The sequence below is a fragment of the Stenotrophomonas sp. Sm10 genome, from assembly GCF_030985515.1.
GTDB classification, from domain to species: Bacteria; Pseudomonadota; Gammaproteobacteria; order Xanthomonadales; family Xanthomonadaceae; genus Stenotrophomonas; species Stenotrophomonas hibiscicola.
In genome coordinates, this window is the sequence record NZ_JAPTFO010000002.1 from 120,466 (window position 1) to 138,170 (window position 17,705).

The window sequence follows — 17,705 nt, forward strand, 5'->3', positions numbered from 1 at the left end:
TCCGCTGTGCAGTGCACAACAGGTCCTGCGTGCGCCCCTGCTAGGATAATGCAATCGATTGCATCGAGGGCGAATCACGTTGAAGACGCTCAAGGGTCCAGCGCTGTTCCTGGCGCAGTTCATCGGCGACACAGCTCCTTTTGATCGGCTGGACACGCTGGCCGGATGGGCCGCGGGTCTGGGCTATTCTGGCGTACAAGTTCCCACCTCCGCGCCCCGCCTGTTCGATCTGTCCGAGGCGGCACGCAGCCAGGCGTACTGCGACGATATTGCCGGCATGCTGGCCGGTTACGGCCTTCAGATCACCGAATTGTCTACCCATCTGCAGGGGCAACTGGTCGCGGTCCATCCTGCCTACGACAGCCTGTTCGACGGATTCGCACCGGCGAACGTGCGCGGCAACCCGCCGGCGCGCCAGGCGTGGGCGGTGGAGCAGCTGCGGCTGGCGGCTCAGGCCAGCCAGCGCCTGGGGCTGGCCGCGCATGCCACCTTCTCCGGCGCACTGGCCTGGCCCTATTTCTATCCGTGGCCGCAGCGCCCGCCCGGCCTGGTGGAAGAAGCCTTCGCCGAACTCGGCCGCCGCTGGCGACCGATCCTGGATGTCTTCGACACCTGTGGCGTGGACCTGTGCTTCGAGCTCCACCCGGGCGAGGACCTGCACGATGGCGCAACCTTCGAGCGCTTCCTTGACGTGGTCGATCACCACCCGCGCGCGAAGATCCTGTACGACCCCAGCCACCTGCTGCTGCAGCAGATGGACTACCTCGGTTTCATCGATCGCTACCACGCGCGCATCGGCGTCTTCCACGTGAAGGACGCGGAGTACCGGCCCAGCGCGCGCAGCGGCGTGTATGGCGGCTACCAGGACTGGATCGATCGCCCGGGCCGGTTCCGTTCACTCGGTGATGGCCAGATCGACTTCAAGGCGATCTTCTCCAGATTCGCGCAGTACGACTTCCCGGGCTGGGCGGTACTGGAATGGGAGTGCTGCCTGAAGCACCCGGAAGACGGTGCACGCGAGGGCGCCGCCTTCATCCGCGATCACATCATCCATGTAACCGAACGCGCCTTCGACGATTTTGCCGGGAGCGGCACGGATCTGGAATCACTTCACCGCATGCTGGGAATCTGAACCATTTCCGCCCCGGGAGGGCAAGCCATGACGCACGCGATGTCGCGCCTGGGCGCGATGATGTTTCTGCAGTTCTTCATCTGGGGGGCGTGGTTCGTCACCCTGGGGACGTACCTTGTGCAGGGCCCCTTGCAGGCCAGCGCGAGCCAGGTGGCAACCGCGTTCCTCAGCCAGTCCATCGGCGCCATCGTGGCACCCTTCCTGGTCGGCCTGATCGCGGACCGCTATTTCGCGGCGCAGCGCATCCTGGCAGTACTGCACCTGGCTGGCGCGGTGCTGATGTGGCTGGCTTCCACCGCCACCAGTTTCAGCGTGTTTTCCGCGTGCGTCATGGGCTACATGCTGCTGTTCATGCCGACGCTGGCCCTGGCCAACAGCGTGGCGATGCGGCACATGCAATCGCCGGAGAAGCAGTTCCCGCTGGTACGCGTGGCCGGCAGCGTCGGCTGGATCGTCGCAGGCGTGCTGATCGGCTGGCTGGGCTGGGAACAGGCGCATCGGCTTGAACTGACGTTCCGGATGGCGGCGGCGGCATCGCTGGTGCTGGGCCTGTATGCGTTCACCCTGCCGCACACGCCACCACTGGCGCAGCAGCGCGAGGCCAGGCTGGGACAGATCCTGGGGCTGGATTCGTTGCGGCTGCTGAAATCGCGTGCCTATCTGGTGTTCTTCCTGGCCTCCATCGCCATCTGCATTCCGCTGTCGTTCTACTACAACTTCACCAATCCGTATCTCAACGATCTGGGCGTGCAGGGCGCCGCCGGCCTGCAGTCGCTGGGCCAGGTGTCCGAAGTGCTGCTGATGCTGGCCATGCCCTTCCTGTTCGTGCGGCTGGGGGTGAAGACCATGCTGGCGGTCGGCATGGCCGCCTGGGTGGTGCGCTACGCCCTGTTCGCCTTCGGCGATGCGGGCAGCGGCTTCCCGCTGCTGGTGATCGGCATCGTGCTGCACGGCATCTGCTACGACTTCTTCTTCGTCACCGGCCAGATCTACACCGACGCCCATGCCGGCCCCGCCGCGCGCAGCAGCGCACAGGGCTTCATCACCCTGGCCACCTACGGCGTGGGCATGCTGATCGGCACCTTCCTGTCCGGTGCCGTAGTGGAGCACTTCACCACCGCAGCAGGCCCGGACTGGCAACAGATCTGGTTGTTCCCGGCCGGTGTTGCACTGGTGGTGCTGATCGCCTTCCTGCTGCTGTTCCGCGACCGCCCGGCAGCTGCTGCAGCGCCGTACACACCCTGAGGAGACCGGCCGATGCCCCACCTTGGAATCGCCATCGTTGGTACCGGCATGATCGGCGCGGTGCATCGCCGCGCGGCACTGCTGGCGGGCGCCGCGGTACGCGGCGTACTGGCCTCGTCGCCGCAGCGCGCGAGCGAGGTGGCACACGCGTGGAATGTCCCGCACGCCTATCGCGATATCAATGACGTCGTCGCTGACCCCCAGGTGCAGGTCGTGCACATCTGCACGCCCAACCACCTGCACCGCGTGATGGCGCAGGCCGCGCTGGAAGCCGGCAAGCACGTGATCTGCGAGAAACCGTTGGCGACGACGCTGGACGATGCACGGGCGCTCGCGGCGCTGGCTGCCTCGACCGGATTGGTTGCCACCGTCCCCTTCGTCTACCGCTACCACCCGGTGGTCCGCGAGGCGCGTGCACGCATCGCGCAGGGTGAACTTGGGCCGTTGCACCTGATCCATGGCAGCTACCTGCAGGACTGGCTGCTGGACCCGGCCAGCAACAACTGGCGGGTTGACCCGGCGCTGGGCGGCGCGTCGCGCGTGTTCGCCGACATCGGCTCGCACTGGTGTGACCTGGTGGAATGGGTCAGTGGCGAACGCTTCACCGAAGCGAGCGCGGCGTTCGCCACGGTCATCGCCGAGCGCAGCGCCACCACTGGCCAGAGCTTCAGCACGCCGGCGACAGGCGGCGCAAGGCAGGCGGTCGAGAGCGAGGACGTGGCCGCAGCGATGTTCAGGACCGGCGCCGGCACGCTGGCGTCATTGACGGTCAGCCAGGTCTCGGCCGGACGCCACAACCGGCTCTGGTTCGAGATCGATGGCGCCAATGCGAGCGTGGCGTTCAACCAGGAGGATGCCGAGCGGCTGTGGATCGGCCGGCCCGAGCAGCGCGAGGAAATCTTCGTGCGCGGCCCGGGTGCCGGCAGTGCCGAACAGCGCCGGTTGTCGCCGCTGCCAGCGGGGCATGCCCAGGGCTACGGCCACTGCTTCGAAGCGTTCGTCGCCGACACCTATCGTGCCGTTGACGGCGAGCGCTTCGAAGGCCTGCCCACCTTCGAAGACGGCCTGCGCTCGGCGCGGATCGTCGATCGCGTCATTGCATCGGCCAGGTCACGCGCCTGGACCGCCATCGGTTGAATCCCGGGAGGAACTGTTGATGAAAGCTCTTTTCCGTAGAAGTGCAGGTCTCATCCTGCTGCTCGCTGCCCTGCCCGCCTTCGCAGACGAAGCGGCCACCACGCAGAAGCCGATCGCGGTGCAGATGTACACCCTGCGCAATGCAGGCTCGCTCGACCAGCAGCTGAAAATCGTCCACGACGCGGGCGTGCGCGCGGTGGAGACCGTCGGAACGCAGAACGTCAGCGCTGCGGAACTGAAGCGACTGCTGGACCGGTACTCGATCAGGGCGGTTTCGTCGCACGTGCAGCTGGCCGAGCTGCGCGACAACCTCGATGGCGTGGTGGCCTTCAACCGCTCGATCGACAACACCACAATGGTGGTGCCCTACCTGGACCAGAAGGACCGTCCGCGCGATGCCGCCGGCTGGACCGCATTGGGCCAGGAGCTGGGCCGGATCGCCAGACAGGTGCGCGGCAAGGGCATGCAGCTGGCCTATCACAACCACGATTTCGAGCTGGCCGACTTCGACGGTCAGACCGGGCTGGAGCTGCTGTTCGCAGCGGCCGGACCCGATCTGAAGACCGAACTGGACCTGGCCTGGGTCGCGCGAGCGGGACTGGACCCGGCGGTGATGCTTGGCAAGTTCCGCGGTCACGTTTTTGCGGTACACGCCAAGGACAATGCACCCAAGGGCCAGGCCGAAGACGAAGGTGGTTTCGCTGCGGTCGGCCAGGGCGTGCTGGACTGGAACGCGATCCTACCGGCCGCCGCCACCGCTGGCGTGCAGTGGTACATCGTCGAACACGACCAGCCACGCGATCCGGCCAAGGTGATCCAGACCGGCGCGGACTACCTGCGTGAACACCTGCCGGCCAACGTGCCCGCCCGTGCACAGCACTGACGCGTGAAGGAGCCCCACATGAAAATGATCCTGGCAGTGGCCGTCGCCCTGGGCGGCATGAGCGTTGCGACGGCAACGTGGGCCAAGGACGACCCGGCCGCCGGCGCGAAGCTCTACGCCCAGCACTGCACTGCCTGCCACGGTGCTGAACGCGCCGGCGTACCGCCGACCTTCCCGGCGCTTACCGACGTCGGCAAGCGGCTTCAGCCCGCCCAGGTCAAGGACAAGATCAGGAAGGGCGGAGGATTGATGCCGCCCTTTGCCCAGCTGTCGCAGCAGGAGATCGACGACCTCGCCAGCTATCTGGCGAAGTAGGCGGCCGGCGACCACGCCGGCCGCGTGCCGCTACAGTTCGCGCACCCAGATGTTGCGGTAGCTGACCCTGGAGTCATGCTCCTGCAGATAGAGCGGCGCACATCCGTGCGGTGAGTAGGAGGGAGGACCGATGTACTCGGTCCTGCCCGCCACAGCCGTATCGTCCTGCACCAGAACACCGTTGTGCAGCACCGTGATGCGCGCCGGCGAGAGCAGCCCACCGCCCGGAGAGAAGCGCGGTCCCTTCCAGATGATGTCGTAGGCCTGCCACTGCCCCGGTGCGCGCGAGGCGTTCACCAACGGCATCGCCTGCTTGTAGATCGAACCCGCCTGGCCGTTGGCATACGTCGGGTTGTTGTAGCTGTCGAGCACCTGCAACTCATACAGTTCCTGCAGGAAGATGCCGCTGTTGCCCCGGTTCTGGCCGTCGAAGCCTTTCGTCTCGGTGGGGGTACGCCATTCGACATGCAGCTGGATATCGCAGAAGCGTTGCCTGGTGCGGATGCCCTTGCTGCCCGGAACGACGGTCATGGCGCCATCGGCAACCTTCCAGGGTACACGCCCTCCCTGCTCCGCCTCCCAGGCCGAGACATCCTTGCCATCGAACAGCACGATGGCGTCCGACGGCGCCTTGCCCGGTGGCGTGGCCACCACCGCAGGCACCGGCGTCCACACCTCGGTCTTCTTCGGGTCACGCGCAGCATCGGCACCGTCCTGTGCGAATGCCGTCGCAGCGGCAAGCAGGCCGGCGGTGCCCAGCAGAGCGCGGATCATCCGGGTGTCGCCCATCAGCTGGTCCCCCATGCAGGCGTACCGGGAACGTAGGCAAGGTCGCCGTCGTAACGTCCCGGCACGGCGACGTATTGCAGCACCCCGGTCGCACCGACCTTGGAGGTGAAGAAGCCAAAGATGGCCAGTTGCTTGATCATCGTGAAGTAATGCGGCATCGCCTCGCCTTCTTCTGGCGTACCGGTCTCGGTCACATCGGCATTGCGCGCCTTGGCTTCGGCATCCAGGGTACGCAGCAACCCGGTGCGTGCCTCCGGCGTGAGCGACAGGAAGCGGCCACCGGCACGCTTGTCGATGTCGGCCAGGCCGGCACGGAACACCGCCTGCTGGCGAGCGGTGTAGCAGTCGCTGACGAACGTCGCCATAAAGGCACCGGCGCCCGCGTCCTTCGCCCCGGGTGTCCGGGTCCGCGGCAGGATGGTCTCGGCGATCTCGTCCAGCGTGCCGATATCGGCATCGGTGAACGCGGGCATCGCCCCCGCGGCCGGCGCCTGCCCTTGCACCAGCCCCGGCAGGCCAACCATGGCCGCACCGGTGGCGGCGACGATCATCTTCAGCAGTTCGCGGCGATCCATCAGAAGTTCCCCGCTTTCAGTTCGCGCACCGCATGGTCGGCCGCACGGGCCGTCAACGCCATGTACGTCAGCGAGGGATTCACGCAGGCGCTGGAGGTCATGCAGGCACCGTCGGTCACATAGACGTTGGGCGCATCCCATACCTGGTTGTGCTGATTCAGCACCGAGCTCTTCCGGTCACGTCCCATGCGCGCGGTCCCCATCTCATGGATGCCCTTGCCCGGGGCATAGTCGTTGTCGTGCATCTTCACGTCCTTGACCCCGGCCGCCTCCAGCATCTCGGCGGCATCGGCGGCCATGTCCTTGCGCATCGCCAGTTCGTTGGCACGCATGGACACATCCATCGCCAGCACCGGCAGCCCCCACTTGTCCTTGCGGTTGCGGTCCAGGCGGATCGCATTGTCGTGGTGCGGCAGCATTTCACCGAACCCGGTCATGCCGATGCGCCAGTCGCCCGGCACGGTCAGCGCCTCCTTCAGGTCGGCACCGATGTTCAGCTCGGCGATCTCGCGCGACCAGCCGGTGCGGCTGGCACCTCCCTGGTAGCCGAATCCGCGCAGGTAGCCACGCTTGTCGGCGGCGACATTGCGGAACCGCGGAATGTAGAAGCCGCAGGGCCGGCGGCCGAAGTAGTACTTGTCTTCGTAGCCCTCGACCCGGCCCGAGGCGCCCGCACCGAAATGATGGTCCATCACGTTGTGCCCCAGCTCGCCCGACGAAGAACCCAGTCCCCCGTCCCAGACGTCGGTCGCCGAATTCATCAGCAGCCAGGTGGAGTTGAACGACGACGCGTTGAGGAAGATGACCTTGGCGGTGTACTGGTAGGTCTGGCCGGTTTCGGCGTCGATCACCTCCACGCCACGCGCACGCTTGCGGTCCTTGTCGTAGAGCACTTCCTTGACGATCGAGAACGGCCGCAGCGTCAGGTTGCCGGTCTTCATCGCCGCCGGCAGCGTCGCCGACTGGGTCGAGAAATAGGCACCGAAGGGACAGCCCAGGATGCACTTGTTGCGGTACTGGCAGTTGACGCGGCCCTGCTCGGGCATCGGCTGGGTGATGTTGGCAGTGCGCGAGTGGATCATGTGCCGTGTTCCGCCGAAGGCCTTCTTGATCCGCGCGGCCACATCCTTCTCGACGATGTTCAAGGGAATCGGCGGCAGGAATTCGCCGTCCGGCAACACGTCCAGTCCTTCGCGCGTGCCGGCAATGCCGGCGAACCTCTCTACATGGTCGTACCACGGCGCGATGTCGGCATAGCGGATTGGCCAATCGGTGGCGATGCCGTCCTTGAGGTTGGCCTCGAAATCCAGATCGGAGAAGCGATAGCTCTGCCGCCCCCACATCAAGGAACGACCACCGACGTGGTAGCCACGGAACCAGTCGAAGCGCTTGGTCTCGATGTAGGGCGAGTCCTGCTCGTTGGCCCACATCCCTTCCAGGTTCTCAGCCAGCCCGTAGTCGCGCATCAGCACCGGGAACGCGGCCTTCATTGCCTGCGTTGGCCGGTTGCGGTGCGGGAAATCCCACGCCTCCTTCATCGCGTTGACGTAGTCCTTGACGTGCTCGATGTTGCGCCCGCGTTCCAGCATCAGGACCTTCAGGCCCTTCTCGGTCAGCTCCTTCGCTGCCCAGCCGCCACTGATTCCCGAGCCAACAACAATGGCGTCGTAGTGATTATCTGCCATGGGTCTCTCACCTGGGTGGATATCGTTTCAGACGTCGCAGAGGCGGATCGCCTCGCGCAATGAGGCAACGGGATCGGGCGCGGCAGGCGTGAACTCCTGCGCCAGATACCCCTTGAAACCGGTGTCGCGGATCGCGCGGCAGATCGCTGCATAGTTCAGCTCCTGCTGGTCTCCGATCTCATGCCGGCCAGGCACGCCTGCGGTGTGGTAGTGCTTGAAGCAGGCGTGATGCTTGCCGATGGTGGCGATGATGTCGCCCTCCATGATCTGCATGTGGTAGATGTCGTACAGCAGGCCGAAGTTGTCCGAGCCGAGCCGCTGGCACAGCTCCACGCCCCAGGCCGAGTGGTCGCACAGGTAATCGCGGTGATCGACCTTGGAGTTGAGCAGCTCCATCACCAGCACCACACCGCGCTTCTCGGCATGCCCGAGGATGCGCTTGAGGCCAGCCTCGGCATTGGCCATGCCGTCATGCGGGTCCATACCGTTGCGGTTGCCGGAGAAGCAGATGAGATTCCGGTAACCGGCATCGGCCACCAGATCGATGTGCCGCGTGTAGCGCTCTACCAGCTGGTCGTGGAACTCACGGCCGGCAAAGCCCTTGGTAAGACCCAGCTCCGCGCCGTTGCACATCGAGCTGTAGACGCCATGGGCCTTCAGCGTGGGCCAGTCTTCGGGGCCGACCAGGTCGATCGCGGCAAAGCCGATGTCCTTCACCGTCGCGCAGAGCTGGGCAACTGACAGCTGCGGGAAGGTCCAGCGGGCCACGGCCTGCTTCAGGTTGCCCTTCAGCGGTGCAGTGGTGGCGAATGCAGGCAACGCTCCCGCAGTACCCAGAGCTACGCCTCCAGCAACCGCCATGCGCAGCGCATCGCGCCGCGTGAGCCCCCTCGAAGGAGCCGGTCTGATCGAATGGATGGACATCCGCCTTCCGGCCTCCCAACCGGTATCAAACGCAACGATTCACAGCAATGCAATCGATTGCACCATAGGGGAGGAAATTGGATGCTTGCAAGTTGCGGTGCACGAAAATTCAATGCTGCGGGGCACAACTCCGTAGCAATCGCGGACAAAGAAAAGCCCCGCATGAGCGGGGCTTTCTTTTCTGCTGCAGGCGAGCGTCCGATCAGAACGGAATATCGTCGTCAGCGAAGTCGTCCATCGGCGGCGCCTGCTGCGGCTGCGGGCGCTGGTTGCCGCCCTGGTTGCCGTAACCGCCGCCCTGGTTGCCGCCCTGGTTGCCATAGCCACCGCCCTGGCCGCCACGCTGGCCACCGCCGCCGCCGTACTCCTGGCGCGGCGCCTGCTGGCGCTGCGGACGATCGCCGCCGTAGTTGCCACCACCGCCACCTTCACCGCGGCCGCCCAGCATCTGCATTTCATCGGCGATGATGTCGGTGGAGTACTTCTCCACGCCGTCCTGGCCGGTGTACTTGTCGTAGCGCAGGCTGCCTTCGACGTAGACCGAGCTGCCCTTGCGCAGGTACTCGCCGGCGATCTCGCCGAGCTTGCCGAAGAACACCACGCGGTGCCATTCGGTGCGCTCCTGCTGGTTGCCATCCTTGTCCTTGCGGACGCTGGTGGTGGCCAGGCTGATGCGGGTGATCGCCATGCCGCTCTGGGTGTACTTCACGTCCGGGTCGTTGCCGAGATTGCCGACCAGGATGACTTTGTTGATGCCGCGCGCCATAGATGGATTCTTCCGTTGTCCGGGGCTGGACCAGTGATAGCACACCCGACGGGGTGCCGATACGCTGGACCTCCCGCGGTTGCGAATGGGGGGGATATCGGAACGAGGCATCTTACCATTCCCTTCGCCCCCGGCCCGTCGGGAATCCGGCCGATCCGGGTCGGAACCGACCTCAACGAAGCAGGGGGCGATCCAGCAGCAAGCCGGTGACCCGTGTGACCTCCCCCACCGCCACCACCCTGGGCCCTTCATGGCAGTGGAAGCGCACGCCGGGCCGGATACGCTCCCGGTGCAGCCCCGCCCTGAGCACCTTATTGACCACGGTCAGGCCGGCCAACAGGGGCTCGCCCACCGGCAGCGGCAGCTCGGTCGCCCAGCTGTCGCCCTCGGCGTGACGGAAGTCGGGCCAGATCATGAACAGCTCTGGCGCCCCGGCGTCATCGGCGTAGGCGAAGTCCCAGCGGATACCGTTCCGGGCCGGGCTGCGACGCCCACCCTCCTCTGGCGCAAGGATGCGGATCCGCGCCTCGAAATCGTCGGGGACACCCGGGTACAGGCGAAAGGTCACCGCTTGGCTCCATCAGGCTATGGTGTTGACCGTCGCACGACCGCGACCGTGGCCACAAGCAGTGACGGCCAGGACGGCCGGCAGCCACCCCATGGCATCATGCCCGGGCACCCTTCCCCCTGCCCCCTCCCGCGTTCCCATGACGATCAAAGGCAAAGCCACCTCCCTGGACATCGCCCATCTGGCCGGGGTCTCCCAGCCAACCGTGTCGCGGGCCCTGCGCGGCAGCCCGATGGTCAACGCCGAGACCCGCGAGCGCATCCTGCGCATCGCCCGCGAGCTGAACTACAAGGTCGACAAGAACGCCTCCAGCCTGCGCCTGCGCAACGCCGGCACGCTGGCCCTGCTGTTCTTCGAAGACCCGACCAACGACGATTCGCTGATCAATCCGTTCTTCCATTCGATGCTGGGCTCGATCACCCGCGCCTGCGCGCTGCACGGGCAGGACCTGCTGGTCTCGTTCCAGCAGCTGTCCACCGACTGGCAGGCCGATTACGAGGACAGCAACAAGGCCGACGGCATCATCCTGCTCGGCTACGGCGACTACCACGAATCGCGCGACCGCCTGCAGCGGCTGGTCGAACAGGGCACGCACTTCGTGCGCTGGGGCGCCGCCCTGCCCGGCCAGCCGGGCGTGTCGATCGGCAGCGACAACTTCCAGGGCGGGCATGACATCACCACCCACCTGCTGCAGCAGGGCTGCCGCCTCATCGCCTTCCTCGGCCATGCCTCCAGCCATTACCCCGAATTCCAGGAACGCTACCGCGGCCACGTCGCGGCCCTGCAGGACCACGGCCTGGCCGCCGAACCGGCGCTGCAGCACGATGCGATCACCACCGAGGCTTCCGGCCAGGAGGCCTGCCAGGCGCTGCTGGCGCGTGGCGAGCCGATCGATGCGATCTGCGCCGCCAGCGACCTGATCGCCATCGGTGCGATGCGCGCCCTGCGCGAGGCCGGGCTACGGGTGCCGCAGGACGTGGCGGTGACCGGCTTCGACGACATCCCGCTGGCGGCCTCGGTGTCCCCGGCGCTGACCACGGTCCAGCAGGACACCAAGCAGGCCGGCCAGCTGCTGGTGGAGCGCCTGCTGGCGTTGATCGGCCGACAGCCGGTGCAGAGCCAGAGCATCCCGGTGAAGCTGGTGGTGCGGGAATCGTCGCTGCGCCGGTAAGCGCCACCAGGCCCCACGCCACGCCTCAACGTGCGACGGCGGAATTCTTCCCCCATGACCAACGGCGGATGCGCACGGAGGCTGATGCGCGGATAACGCGCAGATATCGCCCATGGAAAGGTGTACGTCGCATGCTGAAGATCGATTCGCTGTCCAAGACGTACGCCAACGGCGTGCATGCCCTCAACAACGTCAACCTGGACATCCCGCGGGGCATGTTCGGCCTGCTCGGCCCCAACGGCGCCGGCAAGTCCTCGCTGATGCGCACGCTGTCCACCCTGCAGGAAGCCGACAGCGGCACGGCGACGCTCAGCATTCCAGGCGAGGCGCCGATCGACGTGCTGCGCGACAAGGATGCGGTGCGCCGCCGGCTGGGCTACCTGCCGCAGGATTTCGGCGTGTACCCGAAAGTCAGCGCGCTGGACCTGCTGGAGCATTTCGCGGTGCTCAAGGGCCTGACGCAGCGCGCGCAGCGCCGCGAGGTGGTCGATGGGCTGCTGCAGCAGGTGAACCTCTGGGACGCGCGCAAGCGCAAGCTGGGCACCTACTCCGGCGGCATGCGCCAGCGCTTCGGCATTGCCCAGGCGCTGCTGGGTGACCCGCGGTTGGTGATCGTCGATGAACCCACCGCCGGCCTCGACCCGGAAGAGCGCAACCGCTTCCTCAACCTGTTGGCGGCGATCGGCGAGAACGTGGCGGTGATCCTCTCCACCCACATCGTCGAGGACGTGACCGATCTGTGCCCGACGATGGCGATCATGAACAAAGGCCAGGTGCTGCTGACCGGGCGCCCGGCCGATGCCATCGACGCCCTGCAGCAGCAGGTCTGGCGCAAGCAGGTTGATCCTTCGGAACTGGCCGACCACGAGGCACGCTACGTGGTGCTGTCCACCCGCCTGGTCGGTGGCCGCCCGGTGATCCACGTGCACAGCGCCAACGACCCTGGCGACGGCTTCGCGGCCGTGGCTCCCGACCTCGAGGACGTGTACTTCCAGCGCCTGCGCCTTCAGGCCCGTAGCCGCGTCGCAGCCTGAGCGGAGCACGCCATGATCCTCAACTTCTTCCGCTTCGAGCTGCGCGAGCAGCTGCGATCCCCGCTGCTGTGGCTGCTGGCCGGGCTGTTCGCCCTGCTTGCCTTTGCCGCCGCGTCCAGCGACGCCGTGCAGATCGGTGGCGGCACCGGCAACGTGCACAGCAACGCGCCCACCGTGATCGCACAGATGCTGGGCATCTTCACCCTGCTCGGCATGCTGGTCACCGCCCTGTTCGTCAGCAACGCGCTGTTGCGTGACTTCGAACTCGGCACTGCCGAACTGATCTTCGCCAGCCCGGTGAAGCGCCGCGATTACCTGGCCGGGCGCATCGCTGCCGCCCTGGCGGCCGGGCTGCTGGTCTACATCCTGATCGCATTCGGCCTGTGGCTGGCGCCGTTCATGCCGTGGGTCGATCCCGAGCGCATGGGCCCGATCAGCTGGCAGGGCTATGCCTGGACGTTCGCGGTCGTCGTCATTCCGAACCTGTTGTTCACCACCGCGCTGCTGTCGCTGCTGGCAGCGCTGACCCGCTCGATCCTCTGGGTCTACATCGGCCTGGTGGCCTACCTGGTCTTGTACGGCGCCAGCGCGGCCCTGCTGCGCGACATCGACAATACGTGGATCGCGGTGCTGAGCGAACCGCTGGGCATGCGCGCACTCGGCCGTACCATCCGCTACTGGTCCACCGCCGAACGCAACAGCGGGGTTCCCGAGCTGGCCGGCTACCTGCTGGCCAATCGCGCCCTGTGGTTGGGCGTGGCTGCCGCGCTGTTTGCCGCCGCCTTCGCGCTGTTCCGCACCGAACGCAGCGGCAGTGGCCGTCGGCGCTGGGGCCGCAGGCAGGCGCAACCGGCTTCCGAAGCCAGCGTGGTCCGTCCCACCCGCGCGACACTGCCGCGCGTGACACCGGCGTTCACTGCCAGCACGGCGCGGCAGCAGTTCCTGCGCCAAGTCCGCTTCGATACACGCGGTGTCCTGCGCAGCGTGCCGTTCATCGTGCTGCTGGTACTGGGCCTGGCCAACTTCCTGCCCAGCGCGCTGTTCCGGCAGACCCTGTACGGCACCTCGATCTGGCCGGTCACCTCGCAGATGATCATGGGCCTGCAGGGGGCCTTCAGCTGGCTGCTGGTGATCATCGTGCTGTTCTTCGCCGGTGAGCTGGTCTGGAAGGAACGCAGTGCGCGCATCAATGAAGTGACCGATGCCATGCCGGTGCCGAACTGGGTGCCTCTGCTGGCCAAGTTCACCGCACTGCTGGCCGTGATCATCTGCTTCCAGGCCGCCGGCGCGCTGGCCGCGATGGGCGTGCAGCTGGCCAAGGGCTACACGCATCTGGAGCCGCTGCTGTACCTGCGCAGCCTCGCGCTGGATTCGGTGGTCTACATCCTGATGGGGGGCCTGGCGCTGGTGCTGCAGGTGCTCACCAACAACAAGTTCGTCGGATACGCATTGCTGATCGTGGTGATGATCGGCCAGGGCGTGCTCGGCCTGCTCGACTACACGCAGAACCTGTACAACTTCGGCAGCTGGCCCAACGCGCCCTATTCGGACATGAACGGCTACGGCCACTTCCTGACCGGGCAACTGGCGTTCCAGGGCTACTGGGCGTTGTTCCTGCTGACGCTGATGTGCTTGGCGTCGGCCTTCTGGGTGCGCGGTGTCAGCCAGGGCCTGCGCCAGCGCCTGGCTCTGGCCGGCCGCCGCCTGCGCGGCCCGACCGGCGCCTTTGCAGCGCTGGCAGCAGTGGCGTTCGTCGGCGTGGGGGGCTGGCTGTACTGGAGCACCAACATCCGCAACGAGTTCCTTTCTCCGGACCAGCAGCTGGATCTGCAGGCCCGCTACGAGCGCGAGCTGTCGAAGTACCGCAACCTGCCGCAGCCCCGCATCGTGGCGGTGGACAACCGCGTGGACCTGTCCCCCGAATCGCAGTCGATGGTGATCGATGCGAACTGGACGATCCGCAATCTCCACGCGCAGCCGATCCCGGAACTGCATGTCTCGATGGGCGATGACAAACAGCTGGTAGCCGCCGATCTTGGCGGACAGACGATGGCCTTCCATGCCAAGGACCTGGGGTATCGCATCTATCGGCTGGACAAGCCTCTGCAACCGGGCGAAAGCCGCCGTGTCCATTTCCGGGTGGTGCAGAAGCCCAATGGCATCACCGCCGGCCAGGCGCCGAGCAACATCGTGGACAACGGCACGTTCTTCAACAGCCGCGTGTTGCCGTCGTTCGGCTACAACGAGGGCGCGGAGATCACCGACCGCAACGAGCGGCGCAAGCGCGACCTGGGTGAGCCGCGGCGCATGCCCAAGCTGGAAGACGAAGCCGCGCGTGCCAACACGTACATAGCCAACGATGCCGACTGGCTCGACTTCCGCACCACGATCTGCACGGCACCGGACCAGGTGGCGCTGGCCCCGGGCTATCTGCAGCATGAGAGCACGGTCAATGGCCGGCGCTGCTTCAGCTATGCCATGGATCGACCGATGCTGAACTTCTACGCCTATCTGTCGGCGCGCTGGGAGGTGCGCAAGGCAAAGTACAAGGACATGCCGATCGAGGTCTACTTCGACCCGGCGCACGGCTACAACGTGGAGCGGATGATCGAAGCGGTGCAGAAATCGCTGGCCTACTACGAGGCGAACTTCACCCCGTACCAGCATCGCCAGGTGCGCATCATCGAGTTCCCGGCTTATGCCCGCTTCGCGCAGTCGTTCGCCAACACCATCCCCTACTCCGAAGCCATCGGTTTCATCGCGGACCTGCGTGACCCGGACAAGGTGGACTACGTGTTCTACGTGACCGCGCACGAAATCGCACACCAGTGGTGGGCGCACCAGGTGATCGGTGCCAACGTGCAGGGCGCCACGGTGCTGTCCGAATCGTTGTCGCAGTATTCGGCACTGATGGTGATGGAGCAGGAGTACGGCCGCCAGCACATGCGTCAGTTCCTCAAGCGCGAACTGGACGGTTACCTGTCCGGCCGCGGCGGCGAGGCCATCGAGGAACAGCCGCTGGAGCGCGTGGAGAACCAGCAGTACATCCACTACCAGAAGGGTTCGCTGGTGTTCTACCGGCTGCGTGAAGAGATCGGCGAAGTGGCCCTGAACCGCGCGTTGAAGCGCTTCCTGCAGGACAAGGGCTACCAGCAGCCGCCGTACACCACCTCACGCGAACTGCTGAGCTACATCCGTGCCGAGACCCCGGCCGACCGCCAGCAGCTGGTCACCGATCTGTTCGAGAAGATCAGCTTCTACGACAACCGCGTGATGGCCGCCAGCGCCCGCAAGCGCGATGACGGTCGTTACGACGTGACCCTGGACCTGCATGCCAGCAAGCAGTATGCCGATGGCAAGGGCAAGGAGACCGCCGGCAAGATGGATGACTGGGTGGAGATCGGCGTGTTCGCCAATGGGCCGTCGGGCAAGGAGCGCGACCAGAAGGTGCTGTACCTGCAGCGCCACCACATCACCAGCGCCGCGCCGAAGATCACGGTGACGGTGGATGAAAAGCCCGACGAAGCAGGCTTCGATCCCTACAACAAGCTGATCGACCGGGTGAGCGATGACAATCGGCGCAAGGTAACGATGTGAGGTATGCGGTGGTGCCAGTCAAATGGCTGGCATCACTACTGCAGACAAAAGCGACATGCCGCGACCAATTGCGTCATTTGAAGACCTGGTTGACCAGAGATGCGGGAGCACCAACAGGATCCATTTGAAGGCAAGCGATACTCTCCGCGAACCTTCGAGAAGCCGCGATGACATCCAGCCATATCTACTTCGATGCACACAGGATTTCCGCATCACTGAACTGGGCAGCCAAGGTACTGGCTGACTGTGGTCTTGAGCTCGAACTGGAGCTGGGTGAGAACAGCGTTCTCATTACGGGCGATGAAGACGTTCGTCTGGGGCTCTCTCTCAACGACGCGCCCCATGTCCTCCAGGAAGCCATCGAGCTAGCGCATGGCACCGAACACGTACATGCCATGAGCCAGTGCATGGCCAGATTCGAGATCTCAATCACCGAACTGGAGGCGGTGCTGGATGAGATGAACACGCTGATCGAGGTCCAGCAGACATTGCTCACCGCCGTGGACGGTGTCCTGTGGAACGAGTGGAACGAAGCACTCAGCCGGTGATTTCCGGCTGAGGCCCGGCCTTCGGCCCCAGCAACGCCAGCAGCACGAAGACCACGACCGAGGCGACGGTGCCGAGCACCGCCGGTAACCCGAACGCCCACGCCGAACGGCCCTGCTGGCGTGCCCACTGGGCCAGATGCCAGGCCGCGCCCAGGTTGATCAGCCAGGCAACCACGAACACCGGCCACAGCACCATGCCCACCGCGCGCAGCAGGGGCATGGACACCAGCGCGGCAACGATCGCCGCGATCAGGAAGATCAGCGCAGAGCGGGAATGACGCGATGCAGATGCGTTCATGCGGCCAACCTGCGCACCATCACCAGCACGCGATAGCTGCAGTTGTCGGCTTCCTGCAGCGGCTTCCAGCCCAGCCGAGCGTACAGGCCGCCATCCAGCGCTTCGGTCTGTAGATACAACGCGGAAACGCCCATCCGAACCGCCTGCGCCGCTGCCTGCTCGACCAGCCCACTGGCCAGCCCGCGGCCCCGATGGCTGTCGGCCACGAACACGCTGCCCAGCCAGTGTTCATACTGCGGGAATGCCTGCATCTCCCTGTTCCTGTTCCAGCGACAGGCCCGCGTCCTGGCCCCATTGTGCGTGGTACCACTCGGCCAGTTGCTGCCGTTCCGGTGCGCCAGCGGGTAATACCCTGAATTCCATGGCAATGCCTTGATCCCGATATTGCCCAAGAGGATCACGGACGGCGCTCGAAGGGAAGCCTTCTGTAGAGTCGCGCCGTGCTCGACTGATCCGGCATTGCGCGAACGGCAGCCGAGCATGGGCTCGGCTCTACATGACAATCAACCCTGGGCGAAGTCCTTCAGGATCTCGCCGACGCCGCTGGGCGAGATCTCGAAACCCAGCTGGGTGCCCGGGTTGATCACCACGCCATAGCCACCCGGCACGCGGCGCAGCACGTCCAGCATCCGCCAGCGGATCTGGTGTTCGGCCTGCTGGCTGTAGATGCCCACGCGCGACGGATCGGTGAACACGGCCACGTGCAGGATGCCCTGCTTGTCGAACAGCAGCGGGTCGAAGCCGCTGCCGTCGGGCGTGACCAGGCTGCCGGTCAGCAGCACTACCTCGGAAGCGACGAAGGCCTCCATGAAGGCGCGGATCGGCACCGCCCCGTCCATCGCCGCCTTCAACAGGGTTTCGATCGGGGTCTGCGGGGCGAGGTCGGTCATGGCGGTACGGCGGGGCGTGAGGGGGGCCTATTGTAGGGTCGAGCCTGCTCGACTGCTCGAAGAGCGTGCCAACCGAGGTTGGCACCCACCAGAGCGGTAGCGCCGGGCCCTGCCCCGCGGCGCCCGCACCGGGCCCGACGCGGGTCCC

The 17,705-nt window shown here is 65.8% G+C and carries 17 protein-coding genes and 1 pseudogene; 9 read left to right on the forward strand and 9 right to left on the reverse strand.

All coding sequences use genetic code 11. The features are described from left to right. The first annotated feature begins 79 nt into the window (after positions 1-79). Genes O0J15_RS01145 through O0J15_RS01165 form a run of 5 tightly spaced genes read left to right on the forward strand, consistent with a single transcriptional unit; the run spans position 80 to position 4,712 of the window. Entirely contained in the window at positions 80-1,132 is a 1,053-nt protein-coding gene (locus O0J15_RS01145) for a sugar phosphate isomerase/epimerase family protein (RefSeq protein WP_308304954.1), read from the forward strand. A gap of 27 nt (positions 1,133-1,159) precedes the next feature. Further along, positions 1,160-2,377 carry a nucleoside permease gene (locus O0J15_RS01150; protein ID WP_308304955.1) on the forward strand — a complete coding sequence of 406 codons (1,218 nt, stop codon included), beginning with the start codon at positions 1,160-1,162 and terminating at the stop codon, positions 2,375-2,377. A gap of 12 nt (positions 2,378-2,389) precedes the next feature. Continuing rightward, positions 2,390-3,514, forward strand: a complete 1,125-nt coding sequence (locus O0J15_RS01155; protein ID WP_308304956.1) for a Gfo/Idh/MocA family oxidoreductase — start codon at positions 2,390-2,392, stop codon at positions 3,512-3,514. 19 nt (positions 3,515-3,533) lie between these two features. After that, positions 3,534-4,397: a sugar phosphate isomerase/epimerase gene (locus tag O0J15_RS01160; RefSeq protein WP_308304957.1), complete on the forward strand. Its 864-nt coding sequence runs from the start codon at positions 3,534-3,536 to the stop codon at positions 4,395-4,397. Between the two features lie 18 nt (positions 4,398-4,415). Next, positions 4,416-4,712 (forward strand): cytochrome c, encoded by a 297-nt coding sequence (locus tag O0J15_RS01165; RefSeq protein WP_019659367.1) that lies wholly within the window; start codon positions 4,416-4,418, stop codon positions 4,710-4,712. Between the two features lie 30 nt (positions 4,713-4,742). On the opposite strand, the gene O0J15_RS01170 is transcribed toward O0J15_RS01165, so the two are convergent. The 6 genes from O0J15_RS01170 to O0J15_RS01195 all read right to left on the reverse strand — a co-directional run bounded on the left by O0J15_RS01170 (position 4,743) and on the right by O0J15_RS01195 (position 10,019). Then, complete coding sequence (locus O0J15_RS01170) at positions 4,743-5,516, reverse strand: DUF1080 domain-containing protein (protein ID WP_111101842.1); 774 nt, start codon at positions 5,514-5,516, stop codon at positions 4,743-4,745. Further along, complete coding sequence (locus O0J15_RS01175; protein ID WP_171952347.1) at positions 5,501-6,076, reverse strand: gluconate 2-dehydrogenase subunit 3 family protein; 576 nt, start codon at positions 6,074-6,076, stop codon at positions 5,501-5,503. The genes O0J15_RS01170 and O0J15_RS01175 overlap by 16 nt, the downstream gene beginning before the upstream one ends. Further along, the gene (locus tag O0J15_RS01180; RefSeq protein WP_188250137.1) at positions 6,076-7,761 is read right to left on the reverse strand and encodes a GMC family oxidoreductase; all 1,686 of its coding nucleotides are present in this window, start codon (positions 7,759-7,761) and stop codon (positions 6,076-6,078) included. Before O0J15_RS01180 ends, O0J15_RS01175 begins: the two co-directional genes overlap by 1 nt. Positions 7,762-7,788: 27 nt before the next feature. After that, entirely contained in the window at positions 7,789-8,685 is an 897-nt protein-coding gene (locus tag O0J15_RS01185) for a hydroxypyruvate isomerase family protein (RefSeq protein WP_021203061.1), read from the reverse strand. A gap of 202 nt (positions 8,686-8,887) precedes the next feature. Then, positions 8,888-9,451: a single-stranded DNA-binding protein gene (locus O0J15_RS01190; RefSeq protein ID WP_111098242.1), complete on the reverse strand. Its 564-nt coding sequence runs from the start codon at positions 9,449-9,451 to the stop codon at positions 8,888-8,890. Between the two features lie 172 nt (positions 9,452-9,623). Continuing rightward, positions 9,624-10,019 carry a hypothetical protein gene (locus tag O0J15_RS01195; RefSeq protein ID WP_134730426.1) on the reverse strand — a complete coding sequence of 132 codons (396 nt, stop codon included), beginning with the start codon at positions 10,017-10,019 and terminating at the stop codon, positions 9,624-9,626. Between the two features lie 139 nt (positions 10,020-10,158). Here O0J15_RS01195 and O0J15_RS01200 point away from each other — a divergent pair, with 139 nt between their 5' ends. The 4 genes from O0J15_RS01200 (at position 10,159) to O0J15_RS01215 (ending at position 16,369) form a co-directional block, all read left to right on the forward strand. After that, a complete protein-coding gene (locus O0J15_RS01200) occupies positions 10,159-11,190 on the forward strand; it encodes a LacI family DNA-binding transcriptional regulator (protein WP_308304958.1) in 1,032 nt (343 codons plus the stop codon). 131 nt (positions 11,191-11,321) lie between these two features. Further along, positions 11,322-12,224 (forward strand): ABC transporter ATP-binding protein, encoded by a 903-nt coding sequence (locus O0J15_RS01205; protein ID WP_019659375.1) that lies wholly within the window; start codon positions 11,322-11,324, stop codon positions 12,222-12,224. Between the two features lie 12 nt (positions 12,225-12,236). Next, positions 12,237-15,821 (forward strand): ABC transporter permease subunit, encoded by a 3,585-nt coding sequence (locus O0J15_RS01210; RefSeq protein WP_134735499.1) that lies wholly within the window; start codon positions 12,237-12,239, stop codon positions 15,819-15,821. Positions 15,822-15,988: 167 nt separating this feature from the next. Then, positions 15,989-16,369 (forward strand): hypothetical protein, encoded by a 381-nt coding sequence (locus O0J15_RS01215; RefSeq protein ID WP_308304959.1) that lies wholly within the window; start codon positions 15,989-15,991, stop codon positions 16,367-16,369. On the opposite strand, the gene O0J15_RS01220 is transcribed toward O0J15_RS01215, so the two are convergent. The 3 genes and pseudogenes from O0J15_RS01220 to O0J15_RS01230 all read right to left on the reverse strand — a co-directional run bounded on the left by O0J15_RS01220 (position 16,359) and on the right by O0J15_RS01230 (position 17,557). Beyond that, a complete protein-coding gene (locus O0J15_RS01220; protein WP_019659378.1) occupies positions 16,359-16,667 on the reverse strand; it encodes a hypothetical protein in 309 nt (102 codons plus the stop codon). The genes O0J15_RS01215 and O0J15_RS01220 overlap by 11 nt on opposite strands. Further along, positions 16,664-17,030: pseudogene (locus tag O0J15_RS01225) on the reverse strand (GNAT family N-acetyltransferase). Before O0J15_RS01225 ends, O0J15_RS01220 begins: the two are co-directional and overlap by 4 nt. 140 nt (positions 17,031-17,170) lie before the next feature. Beyond that, positions 17,171-17,557, reverse strand: coding sequence for an SseB family protein (locus O0J15_RS01230; RefSeq protein ID WP_134735501.1), 387 nt, complete (start codon positions 17,555-17,557; stop codon positions 17,171-17,173). Positions 17,558-17,705 lie beyond the last annotated feature (148 nt).

What these genes read in the sequence shown, in the direction of transcription:
- O0J15_RS01205 (WP_019659375.1), top strand. Translation starts at nt 11,322, where the DNA reads ATGCTGAAGATCGATTCGCTGTCCAAGACGTACGCCAACGGCGTGCAT.
- O0J15_RS01155 (WP_308304956.1), top strand. Translation starts at nt 2,390, where the DNA reads ATGCCCCACCTTGGAATCGCCATCGTTGGTACCGGCATGATCGGCGCG.
- O0J15_RS01200 (WP_308304958.1), top strand. Translation starts at nt 10,159, where the DNA reads ATGACGATCAAAGGCAAAGCCACCTCCCTGGACATCGCCCATCTGGCC.
- O0J15_RS01150 (WP_308304955.1), top strand. Translation starts at nt 1,160, where the DNA reads ATGACGCACGCGATGTCGCGCCTGGGCGCGATGATGTTTCTGCAGTTC.
- O0J15_RS01215 (WP_308304959.1), top strand. Translation starts at nt 15,989, where the DNA reads ATGACATCCAGCCATATCTACTTCGATGCACACAGGATTTCCGCATCA.
- O0J15_RS01210 (WP_134735499.1), top strand. Translation starts at nt 12,237, where the DNA reads ATGATCCTCAACTTCTTCCGCTTCGAGCTGCGCGAGCAGCTGCGATCC.
- O0J15_RS01230 (WP_134735501.1), bottom strand. Translation starts at nt 17,557, where the DNA reads ATGACCGACCTCGCCCCGCAGACCCCGATCGAAACCCTGTTGAAGGCG.
- O0J15_RS01175 (WP_171952347.1), bottom strand. Translation starts at nt 6,076, where the DNA reads ATGGATCGCCGCGAACTGCTGAAGATGATCGTCGCCGCCACCGGTGCG.
- O0J15_RS01190 (WP_111098242.1), bottom strand. Translation starts at nt 9,451, where the DNA reads ATGGCGCGCGGCATCAACAAAGTCATCCTGGTCGGCAATCTCGGCAAC.
- O0J15_RS01185 (WP_021203061.1), bottom strand. Translation starts at nt 8,685, where the DNA reads ATGTCCATCCATTCGATCAGACCGGCTCCTTCGAGGGGGCTCACGCGG.
- O0J15_RS01180 (WP_188250137.1), bottom strand. Translation starts at nt 7,761, where the DNA reads ATGGCAGATAATCACTACGACGCCATTGTTGTTGGCTCGGGAATCAGT.
- O0J15_RS01160 (WP_308304957.1), top strand. Translation starts at nt 3,534, where the DNA reads ATGAAAGCTCTTTTCCGTAGAAGTGCAGGTCTCATCCTGCTGCTCGCT.
- O0J15_RS01170 (WP_111101842.1), bottom strand. Translation starts at nt 5,516, where the DNA reads ATGGGGGACCAGCTGATGGGCGACACCCGGATGATCCGCGCTCTGCTG.
- O0J15_RS01165 (WP_019659367.1), top strand. Translation starts at nt 4,416, where the DNA reads ATGAAAATGATCCTGGCAGTGGCCGTCGCCCTGGGCGGCATGAGCGTT.
- O0J15_RS01220 (WP_019659378.1), bottom strand. Translation starts at nt 16,667, where the DNA reads ATGAACGCATCTGCATCGCGTCATTCCCGCTCTGCGCTGATCTTCCTG.